Source organism: Microvirga aerophila (genome assembly GCF_003332305.1).
Classification (GTDB): domain Bacteria; phylum Pseudomonadota; class Alphaproteobacteria; order Rhizobiales; family Beijerinckiaceae; genus Microvirga; species Microvirga aerophila.
Map to the genome: position 1 here is coordinate 1 of NZ_QOIO01000043.1, position 15,673 is coordinate 15,673.

18 protein-coding genes are annotated in these 15,673 nt (G+C 61.7%); 5 read left to right on the forward strand and 13 right to left on the reverse strand.

The window, feature by feature from the left end; all coding sequences use genetic code 11:
- Window positions 1-174: 174 nt before the first annotated feature.
- The 12 genes from DRB19_RS20465 to DRB19_RS31550 form a co-directional block, all read right to left on the reverse strand.
- Window positions 175-918, reverse strand: a complete 744-nt coding sequence (locus tag DRB19_RS20465; RefSeq protein ID WP_114187885.1) for an SDR family NAD(P)-dependent oxidoreductase — start codon at window positions 916-918, stop codon at window positions 175-177.
- Window positions 919-924: 6 nt separating this feature from the next.
- Entirely contained in the window at window positions 925-2,412 is a 1,488-nt protein-coding gene (gene purF / locus DRB19_RS20470) for an amidophosphoribosyltransferase (RefSeq protein ID WP_114187886.1), read from the reverse strand.
- Window positions 2,413-2,525: 113 nt separating this feature from the next.
- Complete coding sequence (locus DRB19_RS20475; protein WP_114187887.1) at window positions 2,526-3,155, reverse strand: CvpA family protein; 630 nt, start codon at window positions 3,153-3,155, stop codon at window positions 2,526-2,528.
- A gap of 225 nt (window positions 3,156-3,380) precedes the next feature.
- Window positions 3,381-4,589, reverse strand: a complete 1,209-nt coding sequence (locus DRB19_RS20480; protein ID WP_114187888.1) for a cadherin domain-containing protein — start codon at window positions 4,587-4,589, stop codon at window positions 3,381-3,383.
- A 162-nt stretch (window positions 4,590-4,751) separates the two neighbouring features.
- A complete protein-coding gene (radA, locus tag DRB19_RS20485) occupies window positions 4,752-6,152 on the reverse strand; it encodes a DNA repair protein RadA (protein ID WP_114187889.1) in 1,401 nt (466 codons plus the stop codon).
- Window positions 6,152-7,315, reverse strand: coding sequence for an alanine racemase (gene alr, locus DRB19_RS20490; RefSeq protein ID WP_245439700.1), 1,164 nt, complete (start codon window positions 7,313-7,315; stop codon window positions 6,152-6,154). Before alr ends, radA begins: the two co-directional genes overlap by 1 nt.
- Window positions 7,312-8,805, reverse strand: a complete 1,494-nt coding sequence (locus DRB19_RS20495) for a replicative DNA helicase (RefSeq protein ID WP_114187890.1) — start codon at window positions 8,803-8,805, stop codon at window positions 7,312-7,314. Before DRB19_RS20495 ends, alr begins: the two co-directional genes overlap by 4 nt.
- Before the next feature lie 256 nt (window positions 8,806-9,061).
- The gene (rplI, locus tag DRB19_RS20500; RefSeq protein ID WP_114187891.1) at window positions 9,062-9,625 is read right to left on the reverse strand and encodes a 50S ribosomal protein L9; all 564 of its coding nucleotides are present in this window, start codon (window positions 9,623-9,625) and stop codon (window positions 9,062-9,064) included.
- A gap of 25 nt (window positions 9,626-9,650) precedes the next feature.
- Entirely contained in the window at window positions 9,651-10,616 is a 966-nt protein-coding gene (locus DRB19_RS20505; RefSeq protein WP_114187892.1) for a DUF2232 domain-containing protein, read from the reverse strand.
- Between the two features lie 128 nt (window positions 10,617-10,744).
- The gene (gene rpsR, locus DRB19_RS20510) at window positions 10,745-10,996 is read right to left on the reverse strand and encodes a 30S ribosomal protein S18 (RefSeq protein WP_114187893.1); all 252 of its coding nucleotides are present in this window, start codon (window positions 10,994-10,996) and stop codon (window positions 10,745-10,747) included.
- A 2-nt stretch (window positions 10,997-10,998) separates the two neighbouring features.
- On the reverse strand, window positions 10,999-11,397 hold the full coding sequence (rpsF, locus tag DRB19_RS20515) for a 30S ribosomal protein S6 (RefSeq protein ID WP_114187894.1): 399 nt from the start codon (window positions 11,395-11,397) through the stop codon (window positions 10,999-11,001).
- A 39-nt stretch (window positions 11,398-11,436) separates the two neighbouring features.
- The gene (locus DRB19_RS31550) at window positions 11,437-11,568 is read right to left on the reverse strand and encodes a hypothetical protein (protein ID WP_276330622.1); all 132 of its coding nucleotides are present in this window, start codon (window positions 11,566-11,568) and stop codon (window positions 11,437-11,439) included.
- A 258-nt stretch (window positions 11,569-11,826) separates the two neighbouring features.
- Between DRB19_RS31550 and DRB19_RS20520 the strand changes: the two genes are divergently transcribed.
- Both DRB19_RS20520 and DRB19_RS20525 read left to right on the forward strand, forming a co-directional pair.
- Window positions 11,827-12,513 (forward strand): hypothetical protein, encoded by a 687-nt coding sequence (locus tag DRB19_RS20520; protein WP_114187895.1) that lies wholly within the window; start codon window positions 11,827-11,829, stop codon window positions 12,511-12,513.
- Window positions 12,501-12,854, forward strand: a complete 354-nt coding sequence (locus DRB19_RS20525; RefSeq protein ID WP_114187896.1) for a M10 family metallopeptidase C-terminal domain-containing protein — start codon at window positions 12,501-12,503, stop codon at window positions 12,852-12,854. The genes DRB19_RS20520 and DRB19_RS20525 overlap by 13 nt, the downstream gene beginning before the upstream one ends.
- A gap of 316 nt (window positions 12,855-13,170) precedes the next feature.
- Here the strand turns inward: DRB19_RS20525 and DRB19_RS20530 are convergent, their stop codons facing one another.
- Window positions 13,171-13,434, reverse strand: coding sequence for a hypothetical protein (locus DRB19_RS20530; RefSeq protein WP_114187897.1), 264 nt, complete (start codon window positions 13,432-13,434; stop codon window positions 13,171-13,173).
- Between the two features lie 137 nt (window positions 13,435-13,571).
- On the opposite strand from DRB19_RS20530, the gene DRB19_RS20535 reads away from it, so the two are divergent.
- The 3 genes from DRB19_RS20535 to lepB all read left to right on the forward strand — a co-directional run bounded on the left by DRB19_RS20535 (window position 13,572) and on the right by lepB (window position 15,671).
- A complete protein-coding gene (locus DRB19_RS20535; protein ID WP_114187898.1) occupies window positions 13,572-14,318 on the forward strand; it encodes a pyridoxine 5'-phosphate synthase in 747 nt (248 codons plus the stop codon).
- Between the two features lie 74 nt (window positions 14,319-14,392).
- Window positions 14,393-14,794: a holo-ACP synthase gene (gene acpS, locus DRB19_RS20540; protein ID WP_114187899.1), complete on the forward strand. Its 402-nt coding sequence runs from the start codon at window positions 14,393-14,395 to the stop codon at window positions 14,792-14,794.
- A 100-nt stretch (window positions 14,795-14,894) separates the two neighbouring features.
- Window positions 14,895-15,671, forward strand: coding sequence for a signal peptidase I (gene lepB / locus DRB19_RS20545; protein ID WP_373867396.1), 777 nt, complete (start codon window positions 14,895-14,897; stop codon window positions 15,669-15,671).
- The last annotated feature ends 2 nt before the right edge of the window (window positions 15,672-15,673 follow it).

A 15,673-nucleotide genomic window follows, 5' to 3' on the forward strand; every position in this document is an offset into this window, starting at 1 on the left:
ACGGATCGACCCTGGACGATCATGTCCCTCGGCCTGCGGGAGTGGGCGCACCGGTTCTGATCAGCGGGACTTGGTATAACTAGAGACCTGACGCGTAGCGTGGGCAGGGTGCGGACGGCCGGGATCAATCCCCAACCAACTCCGAAAGGCAGCCATGACGTGAGCTTGATAATGTCAAGCCGGTCTTTGCGGCTCGATGACTTTTCCGTCCTGAGTAAAGTCGTAGATTTTACCAGTCTCGGCCCAGGTGGGCAGGGCAAGTTTCACCACGTGGGGCGCGAGGTCTTCCGGTGTCTTGAGAGTCAGCGGGTCTTCGCCCGGCATGGCGGTGCGGCGCATGGCAGTGCGTAGGGGGCCGGGGTTGAGCAGCATGGCCTTGACGGGTGTCGTCGTCGTTTCGGCCGCGTAGGTGCGTACGAGGGCTTCCAAGGCAGCCTTCGAGACCGAATAGACGCCCCAGTAGGCGGTGCATTTGTGCGCGGCGCCAGAGGTTACGAAGATGGCCCGGCCGGCGTCGGAGGCGCGCAGGAGCGGGTCGAGGGAGCGGATGAGGCGGTAATTGGCGGTGACGTTTATGGCCATCACCTCGTCCCAGACCGGCTGGTCGATATGGGCGATGGGTGCGAGTTCGCCTAGGATACCCGCATTGCCGAACAGGATATCGAGCTTGCCCCAGCGCTCGTAGATTGCGCCGCCCAAACGGTCGAGGGCATCCAGATCTTTAAGGTTGACCGGGACCAGGGTCGCCGAGGAGCCCTTGGCGCGGATTTCGTCATCGAGGGACTCGAGCGCCCCTTGCGTCCTGGCTAGCGCGATGATGTGCGCGCCTGCTTCCGCGAGAGCCAGGGCGGCGGCGCGGCCGATGCCGCGCGATGCGCCGGTGACGACCGCGACGCGGTTCGAGAGAGGCTTGTCCATGGATCCTCAGTCAGCTTCGGCCAGCAGGGAGAGACGACGCGGGGTGGCGACGGTGAGGTCCGTCAGCGGCGTCGGGTAGTCGCCCGTGAAGCAATGGTCGGTGAATTGCGGTTGGTCCGGATTGCGGCCGATCTCGCCCATGGAGCGGTAGATGCCCTCGATGGACAGGAAGGCCAGCGAGTCGGCCCCAATGTACTGGCGCATCTGCTCTAGATCATGGGTGGCGGCGAGTAGCTTTTCCTTCTCGGGCGTGTCGATGCCGTAGAAGTCCGGATGGGTGATCGGCGGACTGGCGATGCGGAAGTGCACTTCCTTCGCGCCGGCCTCACGCATCATGCGCACGATCTTCACAGAGGTCGTGCCGCGCACCAGGCTGTCGTCCACAAGTACGATCCGCTTGCCGGCGATTGCTGCGCGGTTGGCGGAATGCTTCATGCGTACGCCGAGCTCGCGCACGGACTGGGTCGGCTGGATGAAGGTGCGGCCCACATAGTGGTTGCGGATGATGCCAAGCTCGTAGGGAAGCCCTGCGGTCTGGGCGTAACCGAGAGCCGCCGGGACGCCGGAATCCGGCACTGGGATGACCACATCGGCGTCTGCCGGGGCTTCCATGGCCAGTTCGCGGCCCATGCCCTTGCGGACGTCATAAACGCTGCGTCCATTCACGATAGAATCCGGACGGGCGAAGTAGATGTATTCGAAGATGCAGGGGCGGGGTGCCTGCTCAGGCGCGAAACGATAGGACTCGATCCCCTCGTCCGAAATCACGACGCATTCGCCGTTCTCGATATCGCGGATGAAGCGCGCGCCGATGATGTCGAGGGCGCAGGTCTCGGAGGTCAGGATGTAGCGGCCGTCGAGCTCGCCAAGCACGAGCGGACGAATGCCCAGAGGGTCGCGGGCGCCCATGAGCTTTTTGTTGGTCAGCGCCACGAGGGCATAGGCCCCTTCGATCTTCTGGATCGCCTCCAGAAATCGGTCGACCACCTTGTCCCTGCGGTTGCGGGCGACCAAGTGGACGATCACCTCGGTGTCGGTCGTGGACTGGCAGATAGCGCCGTCGCGAATGAGGTTGCGGCGAAGCGTGAGGCCGTTGGTGAGATTGCCGTTATGGGCAACGGCCAGGCCGCCGCCGTCGAGCTCCGCAAAGAGCGGCTGCACGTTGCGCAGCACCGTCTCGCCAGTGGTCGAGTAGCGAACGTGGCCGATGGCCGACAGACCTTCGAGGCGCTCGATGGTGGCCCGGTCCGAAAAGCTGTCGCCCACGAGGCCGAGCTTGCGCTCGGAGTGGAAAACGTGGCCGTCGAAGGAGACGATGCCGGCCGCCTCCTGGCCGCGATGCTGGAGGGCATGAAGGCCCAGCGCCGTAATGGCCGCCGAGTCCGGATGGCCGTAAATGCCGAAGACGCCGCATTCCTCACGCAGCGTGTCGCCATCGAGGTCGAGGTCTACCGCCTTGGGTTGGACCTGCCACGTCTCAGACCGAGCAGACATCATCGTTTCCTTGGGGTGCGCGCTAAACCAAAGGCGCGAGAGCCTTATTTAAGGAATCCCGCGCCGATCACAATGTCACTTCCTGCCACCCCTCATTGCGCTGGCCGAATGGCCTAACTGCGCCGTTGAGGGGGCTGAGCCGCCGGCGCGGCCGGCGCGCCTGGAGTTGCTGGAGCGGTGCCTCGCTGCGGATCGGGCTCCGCCGGCTCCGCCGGGTCGGGCGCCGCGTCGCGGTCGCGCAGCCGTTGGATCAGGGATTCGGCGTTCTCCGGCAGCATGGCGATGATGCTGTCGCGGGTGTTCTCCATGGCCGGGCGGGTGCGGGAGTTGGCGACCCATCCCGGTTCGGGGGTCTTGTCCTGCAGGAGCCAGCCCATGAAGGCCCAGCCGATCACGCAGATCAGGAAGCCCCGGGCGGCCCCAAAGACGAGGCCCAGCGTCCGGTCGAGGGCGCCGATCCGGGAATCGAGGATGAGGTCGGATATCTGGACCGTGATGATCGACACGATGATCAGGGTCACGACGAAGATGCCGCCGATGGACGCCACAAGCGCCACGGTATCGCTGTTGATGTACTGCTTCGCTAGGGGCAGGGCGGTCGGATGCAGGTACCAGGCAGCCGCGGCCGCGAGGACCCAGGCGACGATGGCGAGCACCTCGCGCGTAAAGCCGCGCACGGCAGCCAGGAGAGCTGAGATCAGAACAACGCCGATGACGACGAGATCCAGGACTGAAAAGGGCATGAGGCGAGCCTAACGCAGAAACAGGATGAGTGCCGCATTCGCGGGTTCAAAGCCTGGGCTGTATACCCTCAAGAAATCGTTTAGTCACCCCGCCGAAGCAGGCGGCCGTGTGAGGTCCGCAACCGGCTGGTCCGGGCATCGGTCGGACGGTCCCGGCCGGAAACGAAAACAAAAAGCCTTGGCGTGTTCCGCCAAGGCTTCTGAACGAGACAATGGAGTTCCTGTTCAGATGAACAGAAAGTCGTCTGCCAATACAGTTGTGCCGGGTTTCACCTTGAGAATTTCGATGCCCTTGGCTTTGCCCGAGCCATCGGCGTCGAGGTAAACGGTGCCGTTCTTCTTGTTGTAGTAAACGTAGTCGTTAGAGTCCTTCGGGTTTGTGATGCTGAAGAACTTCTTCTCCAGCTTGCCTTCCTTGAAGACCTTGTCGAGGCTGAAGGGCGACTTCTTATCGTCGGCCTTGCCCTTGTCTCCAGGCTTGCCCTTGTCGTCTGGTTTTCCCTTGGAAAAGATCGACACCAGGTCCTTCTTCGAAGCCTTGACCTTGAAGGCTTTCAGGGCCGCCAGGTCGAACTGGAAGGAGTCGTCCGCAGAGTTGAAGTCCCTGACCTGATCGAAATGACCCTTCTTGAAGGGGCTGTTGAACAGGAAGGTATCCTTACCCTCGCCGCCATAGAGGATGTCCTTGCCGGCGCCGCCATTGATGACGTCGTCGCCACCCATGCCCCAGATCCAGTCGTTTCCGGCGCCGCCATCGATCGACTCGGCCAAGTCGGTTCCCCGGAGCTTCTCATTCCGGCCGGTGCCGCTGACAGTCTCGAGCGCGTCCGAGACACTGACCGTCATGGTCTTCTGGAAGGTCAGACCGCTGACATCCGTGACCTTGATGGTGACCTGATGCGAGGGCGCGGTTTCGAAGTCGAACGTGGCGCCTTCCGCTACCACCAGCTTGTTGGCGACAATGCTGAAGCGACCGCCCGCGTTGTCCACAAGGGTGAAGGTCGGCATCACGGCGGCGGACACTTCCGGATTGTCGGGATCGACCGCCGTCAGGAGACCCACTTCGGCGCCTGCAACGGCATTCTCCAAGACCGTCGCCTTCGACAGGAGAATATCGGTCGGAGCCTCAGGCACATCGTTCAGGTTGATCCTGAAGGAGCCGTCCCTGACGCTGGTCCCGCCGGTCGTCTCCGTGCTCGTAACCGAGATGACAAAATCGAGAGCGCTAAAGGCCTCGAAGTTGAACAGGTTGCCGTTCTTGACGATCAGTTGATCGCCGCTGATCAGGAAGTAATTCGCCCAGCTTGCTGCAATCGAAAAATCGAAGTTTTCGCCGGTGCGGCCGCCTTCAACGCTCAGGGTGCCGATGACAGTCCCGTCTGCCGGGTTCTCGTTGAATGTCGTAAAACCCGTGAGAGAGATCGTTGCAGCCATAGTGGTTCCTCTTAAAGGGAAGTGATAAATCCCTGACTGGAGAGTGCATCCCCAATCAGGGTAGTCACAATGGGATAATTTGTCTCTCCGTGACCAAATCGCAAACGTAACTATGTGTCAATTAGGCCGAACGGCATAGACGCCAGCCGCAGGCGACGCTGGTTACGATGCCTTACGTCTGCGCGCTGCGACGCCTGCGACCAGATCGGTAATGTGGCCGATGGCTGATGTCGGGAGGGGAAGGCGCTCTTTGGCCTTTTTGTCTACTCTGGGAGCCGGCGATACGGCGTTGGAGAAGCCCAGCTTGGCTGCTTCCTTCAACCGCGCCTGCTCCTGAGCCACGGGGCGGATCGCCCCTGAGAGCCCTATTTCGCCGAAATAGACGGTGTCGGGCGGAAGCGGCGAGCCGGACAGGGAGGATATAAGGGCGGCAGCGGCCGCAAGATCGGCGGCGGGCTCGGTGATGCGCAGGCCGCCTGCCACGTTGAGGTAGACATCATGCATGCCGAGCTTCAGGCCTCCATGAGCCTCCAAGACGGCAAGAACCATTGAGAGCCGGTTTTGATCCCAGCCGACCACGGCACGGCGGGGATTGCCCAGGGAGGTGGGAGCCACGAGGGCCTGGATTTCCACCAGCAACGGACGCGTACCCTCCATTCCGGCGAACACGGCGGTGCCTGGCGTTGCCAGGTCGCGTCCGGCCAGGAAAAGTTCGGACGGGTTCGGCACCTCGCGTAGGCCCTGGTCCGACATTTCGAACACCCCGATCTCGTCGGTGGGGCCGAAGCGATTCTTGACCGCGCGCAGGATGCGGAAGTGGTGGCCCGTGTCTCCTTCGAACGACACGACCGCGTCAACCATATGCTCGACTACGCGGGGGCCAGCGATCTGGCCGTCCTTGGTAACGTGGCCCACAAGAATGACCGCCGTGCCGGAGGTCTTGGCGAAGCGGATCAGCGCCTGGGCGCTGCCACGCACCTGCGTCACGGTGCCTGGTGCCGATTCCACAGTCTCGGTCCACATGGTCTGGATCGAGTCGATAATGGCGAGCGCCGGGCGTGGTCCCTGGGTCAGGGTCGCGACAATATCCTCGACATTCGTCTCCGATGCGAGCTCGACCGGAGAGTTCGCAAGGCCGAGGCGCTCGGCCCGGAGGCGAACTTGCGCTACCGCCTCTTCGCCCGAGATATAAACAACCCTTTCGCCACGCTTGGCGAGGGCCGCCGTTGCCTGCATGAGCAGGGTCGATTTTCCGATTCCGGGATCGCCGCCGAGCAAGATCACGGAGCCGTGCACGAAGCCGCCGCCGGTGACCCGGTCGAGCTCTGCAATTCCGGACGGCGTGCGCGGCGCTTCCTTGGCCTCGCCCGCCAGACCCTCGAGCGGGAAGATCCGCCCTTTGGCGCGTGACGGGCGCGTGGCTACCGGCCCGACCATGGGGTTGGCCGAGCCCGTTTCCTCAACAATGCAGTTCCAGCCGCCGCAGGCCTCGCACTTGCCCTTCCAGCGGTTGTAGACCGCGCCGCAGCTCTGGCACGCGAAGGAGGGTTGACGCTTGGCCATCAGCCTTCGCCTCCGCGGTAGGTGCGGGCATACCGGGAGCCCAGGCTGGTCAGAACCTCGTAGCCAATAGTGCCGGCGCGGCGGCCGACCTCGTCCACCGTCAAGTCTCCGCCGATCAGCGTGACCGTATCACCGCGCTGTACCTGGTCCGCCGCTTCAGTCACGTCGACCGCAATAAGATCCATGGAAATGTTTCCGGCAAACGGGCATCGGCGCCCGTTCACCAGCGCCATCCCGGCCAGCACCGTCTCGCTGCTATTGCCTCTTGCGCTTGCTGAGCGCGGATAGCCGTCCGCGTAACCGACAGAGATCGTCGCAACCCGGCGTTGTTCGAGGGCGGTCCAGCGGCCATTGTAACCAACGGTCTGATCCGGCTCGATCCAGCGCAGCTGGACGATGCGACCTTCGAGCCCGACGACCGGGCTCATGGGATTGTCCCGGTCAGGCGTCGGGTTGCCCCCATAGAGAGCATAGCCGGGCCTGACGAGATCGAAATGGGGCTTCTGGGCAAGATAGATGCCTGACGAGTTCGCCAGCGAGGCCGGAATGCCCGGCAGCGATTGCCGCACGGCCTGAAAAGCTTCGATCTGCTGGCCGTTGAGGGGATTGCCGCCCTCCTCGGCGCTGACGAAATGGCTCATCAGGAGAGCGAGGTCGAAGTCTTGTAGGTCCGTCCGGTCCCTGAGGGCCAGCCCTTCTGGAACGGTCAGCCCAAGCCGGTTCATGCCTGTATCCACATGGACCGCCGCCTTGAACCTGCGCCCCTCAGAGCGGCTGAAGGCAGCCCATTCGTCGATTTCCTCCGAGGAGCCGAGGACGGGCCGCAGGTCGAAATCCGCATAGGTCGGGCCTGTGCCCGTCAGGAGCCCGTTGAGGACGTAGATTGCGGCGTCCGCAGCGACCGCGCGGGTGCAGATCGCTTCGTCCAGATGGGCCACGAAGAACGTGCGGCAGCCTGCCCGGAGGAGGGCAGGGACAGCCTGCTCGATTCCAGTCCCATAGGCGTTCGCCTTGACGACGGCCGCAGCCTCCGCGCCGCCTGCGTGATCGCGCAGATTACGCCAGTTGGACGCCAGTACGTCGAGGTCGATGTGAAGCAACCCGCCAGCCGCGTTGTCGGGAATGCGGCTGGGATCGCTGGTTCGTCGTAGAAGTTTGTTCAATCGCCGATCCGATCAGGGAGTTTGTCTTCGTCCGCCAGGTTGGTGAAGCGGGTGATGTCCGCCTGGAAGGCGAGCTGCACGGTGCCTGTGGGTCCGTGACGCTGCTTGCCGATGATCACCTCAGCCTTGCCGTGGACCTGGTCCATTTCAGTCTGCCACTTGAAGTATTCCTCAGTGCCGGGTTTCGGCTCCTTGTTCTTTAGATAGTATTCCTCTCGGTAAACGAACATGACCACGTCGGCGTCCTGCTCGATGGAGCCCGATTCACGCAGGTCCGAAAGCTGCGGTCGCTTGTCGTCGCGCGATTCCACCTGACGGGAGAGCTGCGAGAGGGCAATCAGAGGAACGGAAAGCTCTTTGGCGAGAGCCTTGAGGCCCGTGGTGATCTCGGTCAGCTCCTGCACCCGGTTTTCGCCTTTCTTGGACGAGCCCGAGAGAAGCTGAAGGTAGTCGACGATCAGCACGTCGAGGCCGCGCTGGCGCTTGAGACGACGGGCGCGGGCGGCAAGCTGCGCGATCGAGATGCCGCCGGTCTGGTCGATGTAGAACGGGATCGACTGCATCTCCCGGGCGGCTTCGGTGATCTTGTAGAAATCATCCTCCCGCATGTCGCCGCGACGAATCTTGTAAGACGGAACGCCCGACTGCTCGGCGATGATACGAGTGGCGAGCTGCTCGGCGGACATTTCGAGGGAGAAGAAGCCCACGATGCCGCCGTTGACGGTCTTCAAGGTGCCGTCCTGCTGCTTCTCGGCCTCGTAGGCCTTCGCGATATTGAACGCGATATTGGTCACCAGCGAGGTTTTACCCATCGCCGGTCGGCCTGCCAGGATGATCAAGTCCGAGGGCTGAAGACCGCCCAGCGTCCGGTCCATATCAATGAGGCCGGTGGAGATGCCCGAAAGCGCGCCCTCGCGCTTGTAGGCGGCGGCCGCCATGTCGATGGCCGCCGTCAGTGCGTCGGAGAAGCGCTGGAAGCCGCCATCGTAACGTCCGGTCTCGGCGAGTTCATAGAGACGCCGTTCCGCCTCCTCGATCTGCTCGCGCGGGGCGCTGTCTACCGGCGAATCGTAGGCGACGTTCACCATGTCCTCGCCGATGCCGATGAGCTGCCGGCGGATGGCGAGATCATAGACCGTGCGGCCGTAATCCTCGGCGTTGATGACCGTGGTGGCCTCGGCCGCGAGGCGGGCAAGGTATTGTGAGACTGTGACGCCGCCCAGATCCTGGTCCCCCAGGAAGGTTTTCATGGTGACGGGCGTTGCGACCTTGCCGGCTTTGATGAGGGTGGTGGCGACCTCGAAAATGCGCCGGTGCAGTTCTTCGAGGAAATGGCCCGCTTCAAGGAAGTCGGACACGCGGTAATACGCATCGTTGTTGACGAGGATCGCCCCGAGCAGCGCCTGTTCGGCGTCGATGTTGCTCGGCGGGGCGCGGTATTGCGGCTCGGCAGCCTCAATGCGGGCGATCAGGGCGTTGGCGGTGGCCATCTGGCGCTCCGTATACGAGGGAGGGGTTGCCGTACTCTTATCCGGATTCAGCTACCGAAAGGTGACCAGCCGGGCACAGATTAAGACTCTTTGCCGATAGGCTTCCCTTGTCCTCGCTGTCCTCGATTCTCACACGATGCACGTTTTCGCAGACGGCCCGGCTTGACTCGCGATCCCCAACGAAAAAGCGCCTCCCGACGAATCGTCAGGAGGCACTAATTTAGAACAAATCGTGAACTAAAACAAGCTTTGCCGATTAGAGCTCGACGTCGCCTGCCTCAGCCAGAGCCGCGCCGACCTCGAGTCCGAGATCGTCGAGGTTGGTCTCCTCGCGGGTGGTGACGGCTTCGCCGCGCGCCTGACGCTCAGCCTCTTCAGGGCTACGGGCGACGTTGATCGTCACCTGAACCTCGACCTCCGGATGGAGCGAGACCGGCACATTGTGCAGGCCGAGCGTCTTGATCGGCTGGTTGAGGACGACCTGGCTGCGGTCGACCGTGAAGCCGCCAGCCGTCATGATCTCGGCGAGGTCGCGGGTGGAGACCGAACCGTAGAGCACTCCGGACTCGCCAGCCTGGCGGATGATGCTGAAGCTCTGGCCGTTCAGCTTCTCGCCGACCGCTTCCGCTTCCTTACGGCGCTCGAGGTTGCGGGCCTCGAGCTGGGCGCGCTGGGTCTCGAAATGCTCCTTGTTGGCCTTGGTGGCGCGCAGCGCCTTACCGCGGGACAGAAGGAAGTTGCGGGCGTAGCCCGGACGAACCTTCACGGTTTCGCCCATTTGGCCGAGCTTCGCGACGCGCTCGAGAAGGATCACTTCCATTGGTTTTCTCCTTTAATGTTTGTGATCAGGTTGAAAGAGTTGGAGGTTGTTTTGGGCCTGATCGTCCAAAACGGCGGCGCAGCCCAAAGACCGTGTCGGCAATGCCGAACAACGAGAGGGCGACCACGAGGATGCCCTGAGTCATGAGGACGAGCAGGTACACGCCCGTCAGAAGGAACGGCCGTCCCGGCTTGCCCCGGGTCCGATCGTGAATGGCCGCCAGCCCCTGAAGGGCGAAGGCCGTGAAAAGCGCTCCGGCAAGTGCGGAGGCGAAAACGCTGATGAAGCCGTCGAAGAACGCTGCCAGAAGAACGGCGACGACCAGGAGAACGCTGATCGAGCGCGGCATCTGGAGTTCCGATACTGTGGGCCAGGGACGGGGCAGTCGCTTCGAAATGGAAACGATTCTCGCCGCAGCCCATAGATAGAGCGCCAGGACAGTGGTGAACCCCTGGGCGGACAGGAAGGGCGTGAAGCTCGCAACTACATCGATGAACCCGCTTCGGGTCTCTGCGTCGAGGCTGCTCTGGCTTGCGGGAAATTGCAGGTTGACGAACGCTTCCGCGATCTCGCGGGCATTCTGGTAATACGCCGCGTAGTCGCCACGCGTGGACATGATGGCGGTGGCCATGATGGTCAGCGCCGCCGTTCCGGCCACCCATGCCAGCAGCCGTCCTGTCGGATACCATTCGATGGCCCCATCCGGCTCCGGGCGTCCGAGCAGGGCCAGATAGGCGAGCCACCAGGCCGGCAATGCGGTGATCACCGCGAACGCCAAGCCGCTGAGGGGTGAAATGAAGGCCGCAATCGCGAGGCCGCCCACCACTGCCGCCACGAGGCCGGAACGATGGTTCCAGCCGAGCGAAACGATGAGGACCGGGATGGGGGCGAGCAGATACAGGATGGCGGCCAGCGGAGTCGCCTTGACGACCACTGCCGTGAGAAGGGCCGAGACGAGGCCCGCGCCTATGCCTGAAACAATAAAATTCATGGTCCCGCTGTCCCGCTGCTCTTCGCAGGGTTAGGGGCTTTTGCCCCAACTGACTCGGCGGGATTTCACCGCCGGGCGACGAAAAGTAGAGGACGGGCCGCGCGAGGCGGCCCGCCGAGGTCTTGGTCTTAGCGGATCACGTAGGGCAGGAGGCCCAGGAAGCGCGCGCGCTTGATCGCCTGGGCGAGCTCACGCTGCTTCTTGGCCGACACGGCCGTGATGCGCGAAGGAACGATCTTGCCGCGCTCCGAGATGTAGCGGGACAGAAGCTTCGTGTCCTTGTAGTCGATCTTCGGAGCGTTCGGGCCCGAGAACGGGCAGGTCTTGCGACGACGGAAGAAGGGGCGGCGACCGCCGCCTGCACCAGCACCAGCTGCCATGATTAAGCCTCCTCGCCTTCGTTGCCGTCAAAACCGGTGTCGCGTTCGCGACGCTCACGGTCCTTGCGCTCGTCACGATCGCGCTTCTGCATCATCACCGACGGCTCGGTCTCGAGCTCTTCGACGCGGATGGTCATGAAGCGCAGGATGTCTTCGCTGATGCTCATCTGACGCTCCATCTCGGCAAGAGCCGGGGCGGGAGCGTTGATGTTGAACATCGTGAAGTGAGCCTTGCGGTTCTTCTTGATGCGGTAGGCGAGGGACTTGACGCCCCACATCTCGGTCTTCTCGACCGTGCCACCGTTCTGCTCGATAACGCCCTTGTACTGGTCGACCATCGCTTCGACCTGCTGGGACGTGACGTCCTGGCGAGCCATAAAGATATGCTCATAGAGAGGCATAGTGGGCCTTTCTCACGTTTGGGTTCAGGCTTTGGCTTCTCAACGGATGCCTTGAGCCGGTTTCGCGCGTCCGATCGGCGCCAAGCCCTTCGAGCCTGCAAGGCCCGAGCGGTTGTCGAAGGCGGAGACACCGGACGACGGGACTTCGAAAAGCCCCTGCATGGAGAACATGCCGTCCGTTCAGCCCCCGGCCGGAGCGAACGCGAAGCGGCGGCTATAGTCGATTTCGCTCATAAGGGCAATACATAACGAGCTCCAAGGAAAGCTCACGAGCAAGCGCTCCGCGAAGATAAGTTTCGAGAGCGCTGATTTAGTGCGCTGCTCGCCCACAACTATTGGGCGGTGGACGCACCACTCCGACACAAATTATATGATACATTGTTGCAAACAAGGTTGTGCAAATCTGTAAGTCACAATAGGAAAACATTCATGACGATCTACAAAATTCATGCTGGCAACTCGATCGACAAGTATTCGACCGGCAGCAGTCCAGGCTTGACGCTGAAGCAGTACGATGTCCTTCGCGTTGAGGCCGATGGCTACATCATGGTCCGAGGAAAGTATGCGCCTGCGGTGAGCTCATCATGGAATCCCATGGGAATTGAGGTGTACATTAACGGCTCAGTCGTTAGTGCCCTTGGGCATGGCATTGACCTGGCTCCACCTCACGAAAGCCCGGGCACGAATTATGTAACCGTTGGAACGACCGGCTTCGTCCAAGGGGACCTTTCCAACGGCGGGATCGGCGTCAGGAATGCCTTTGGCACTATCACCAACCATGGTGTTATTGTTGGAGATATAGGTGTTCAATTTTCCCAAACCTTTTATAATGGCCCCAAGCTCCTTGTGAACACCGGCGAAATCAACGGCACTTCATTCGCTATCAGGGGCAGCTCCATATACGACTATGTCGAGAACGATGGCGGCGTTATCAACGGAACCGTCGATCTCAGGGACGGCAACGATACGTTCGTCATGAAGGGAGGGCGCAGCACCTCCACGGTCTTCCTCGGTCGCGGCAATGATATTGCTGCTGCTACGGCAAGTTATACGACCCCGGATACAGCTATAAAATCGACGGCGGTGAAGGGAACGATTCCCTCATGGGCGGCATAGGAAACGACACCTTGGTCGGTGGATCCGGTCAGGATTCGTTCTTTTTCGACGCTGTAGGCGGATCGAGCTCCGATGTCATTGCCGACTTCTACTCCCCAGAAGACAGCATCCGTTTGTATACATCGCGGTTCTCAAGTCTGACTCCGGGCGCACTCCAGTTTCTTGCCAGCAGTGAGGATGAGCTGAACGGGGCTGGGATCATCTATGATATGCAGCGGGGGGCACTCCTTTACGATACTGACGGAGCCGGCGGTTTGGCCGCTGAGATGTTTGCTCAGGTTGTCTACGGAACGCGAATAGCCGCGGACGATTTTCAGATCTTCTCTGGACTTGCCTATTAAGGATTGTTTGAGGCTAGGGTCGTTTTAGGCCTCAATCACTGGCGGCAGGGCTGATTGTCCTGCCGCGATTTATCGTGATGAACTATTGGATAGTTTTCTTGATTGAAGCTCGGGCGGAATGCGGTGAGCTCGTTTTGCCCATCCGACAGGCCGCCTAGCCCTTCGAGTCTGCGAGGCCGAGCGATTGTCGAGGGCTTAGATACCGAACGACGAGACTAATCGAGACCGTGGACGGAAGACTACGCCGTATGTTTCATCCCAGCCGGAGGGAGCACGACGGCTTGAGAAGGCAAGGGATTGGTTCGCTCCCCTTGGGTCAGCTAAAGCCTATGGCTACGAAAACTGGAATGACCGCAAGGACCAAGGCCAGCGGCAGCCACCGCCCCCTGTAGACAAAGATTCCGGCCGGTAAGGTGAAGATGCAAAAGAACAGCGTCGCCGTAAAACCGTATCCAAATGCCAGTGCTTCTCCCAAGGCGTCGGACGACGTCGCGATGGCGGCCACGAGCAGCCAAAGCCACAACAAGGTCCCGAGTCCAACGAGAATCGCCGCCAGTCCACGTAGTATGATCTGGATCATGAAAGCCCCTGACTGTTCGGTCGTGATTGATATAAAGTATCATTTAAGATGTCAAAGCTCGGCATTGCCGCCGAGCATATGTATGATCGGCACCAGGGAAGGCTGGTCAGAGCATGGCTTTAAGCTAAAACAAGCCTATGAAAGCCCAACCCCTGCGCCTCGGCGTCAACATCGACCACGTCGCCACCGTCCGGAATGCCCGCGGCGGGCCTCATCCCGATCCGATCCGGGCAGCCCATCTTGCTGTCCTGGCAGGCGCGGACGGCATTACGGCCCATCTGCGGGAGGATCGCCGTCATATCCGGGACCAGGACATGGAGCGGTTGAAGCGCCAGCTCTTCGTGCCGCTCAACTTCGAAATGGCCGCAACGCCCGAGATGATCTCCCTCGCAATTGCCCTTCATCCTCATGCGGCGTGCCTTGTGCCTGAAAAGCGCGAGGAGCGGACGACGGAAGGTGGTTTGGATATCATCGGCCAGCATGGGGCTCTGCGCCCGGCCATCCGGGAGCTCAAAGAAGCAGGCATCCGCGTCTCCCTCTTCGTCGAGCCCGAGACCGAGGTGATGGACGCTGCTTGCGAGCTCGGCGCGCCCGTGGTCGAGCTGCATACGGGGACCTATTGCGAGGCAAATGACGAGGAGGAGCAGGCTCACGAACTCGAGCGCCTGCGCCGCGCCGCCGAGCACGGGGCCAAGATCGGGCTCGAGATCCATGCAGGCCATGGCCTGAACCTCGACAACGTGCGCCCGGTAGCCGCCATCCCTCAGATCGTCGAGCTCAATATCGGCCATTTCCTCATCGGCGAGGCTATTTTCCTCGGGCTCGAGGAGGCGGTGCGCTGCATGAGGGTGGCGATGGACGAGGGGCGCGCCCAAATAGCTTAGGAAACAATCGTGTTGTCTCCGACGCCTCGCTTCGCCGGGAACGACAGCGAAATCGCCTCCAACAAGGACCTCCCATGATTCTCGGCATCGGGTCGGATCTCTGCGACATCCGTCGCATCGAGCGTTCCATCGAACGTTTCGGGGATCGCTTCACCCATCGCATCTTCACCGAGGGCGAACGCGCCCGGAGCGACCGGCGCGCCGCGCGGGCGCCGTCCTATGCCCGACGGTTCGCCGCCAAGGAAGCCTGCGCGAAGGCCCTTGGTACGGGCCTCAGTCATGGAGTCTTCTGGCGGGATATGGAAGTCGTCAATCTTCCCACCGGACAGCCGACCCTCCGCCTGTCGGGAGGGGCGCTGGAGCGTTTGCGGGGCATGACGCCCGCCGGCCATGAGGCCGTGCTCCACGTTTCCCTGACGGACGATCCGCCGCTGGCTCAGGCCTTCGTCATAATCGAGGCTCGCCCCAAAAAGTGAATAAGGCTGCGTTGCGGCAGGCCTCGGGTTGGGATAGACCCCCGCAACGACTTGAGACGGCTCCAAAGCCATCGCATCCCTCAAGCATGGATCGATTTACGTGAACGACAACGCCAAGAAATACGTGGGCGACGGCGTCAGGAAGGACGAGGGGGGGATTTGGGAGACCGTCAAGGTCATCATCCAGGCCCTCCTGATTGCTGTTGTTGTCCGCACCGTCCTGTTCCAGCCTTTCAACATCCCGTCGGGCTCCCTCATCCCGACATTGCTGATCGGCGATTACCTGTTCGTCTCCAAATACTCCTACGGATACTCGAAGCATTCGATCCCCTTCAGCCCACCCGTCTTCTCGGGCCGGATCTTCGGGTCCGAGCCGAAGCGCGGCGACATCGTGGTCTTCAAGCTGCCGAAGGACAATTCCACTGACTACATCAAGCGCGTAGTCGGGCTTCCGGGTGACAAGATCCAGGTGATCGGGGGCGTGGTCCAGATCAACGGCAAGCCCGTACAGCGCGAGCGCGTGACGGATTACCAGACAACCGATCTCTACGGTCGCCCGATCTCGGTGCCCCGGTACAAAGAGACCTTCCCGGAAGGTACGTCCCACTTCGTCATCGAACGGGACAACGACCGGGGCTACTGGGACAACACGAACGTCTACACGGTCCAGCCCGGTCATTATTTCATGATGGGGGACAACCGGGACAACTCCACCGACTCGCGGGACGAGGCCAGCGTCGGCGCGGTTCCGGCGGAAAACCTCGTCGGGCGGGCCGAAATCATCTTCTTCTCGATCGACGAGCGCGCGTCCCTGTGGCGTCCGTGGGAATGGCCGCAATATATCCGCTGGAACCGCATGTTCGAGCGGATCAAGTAATC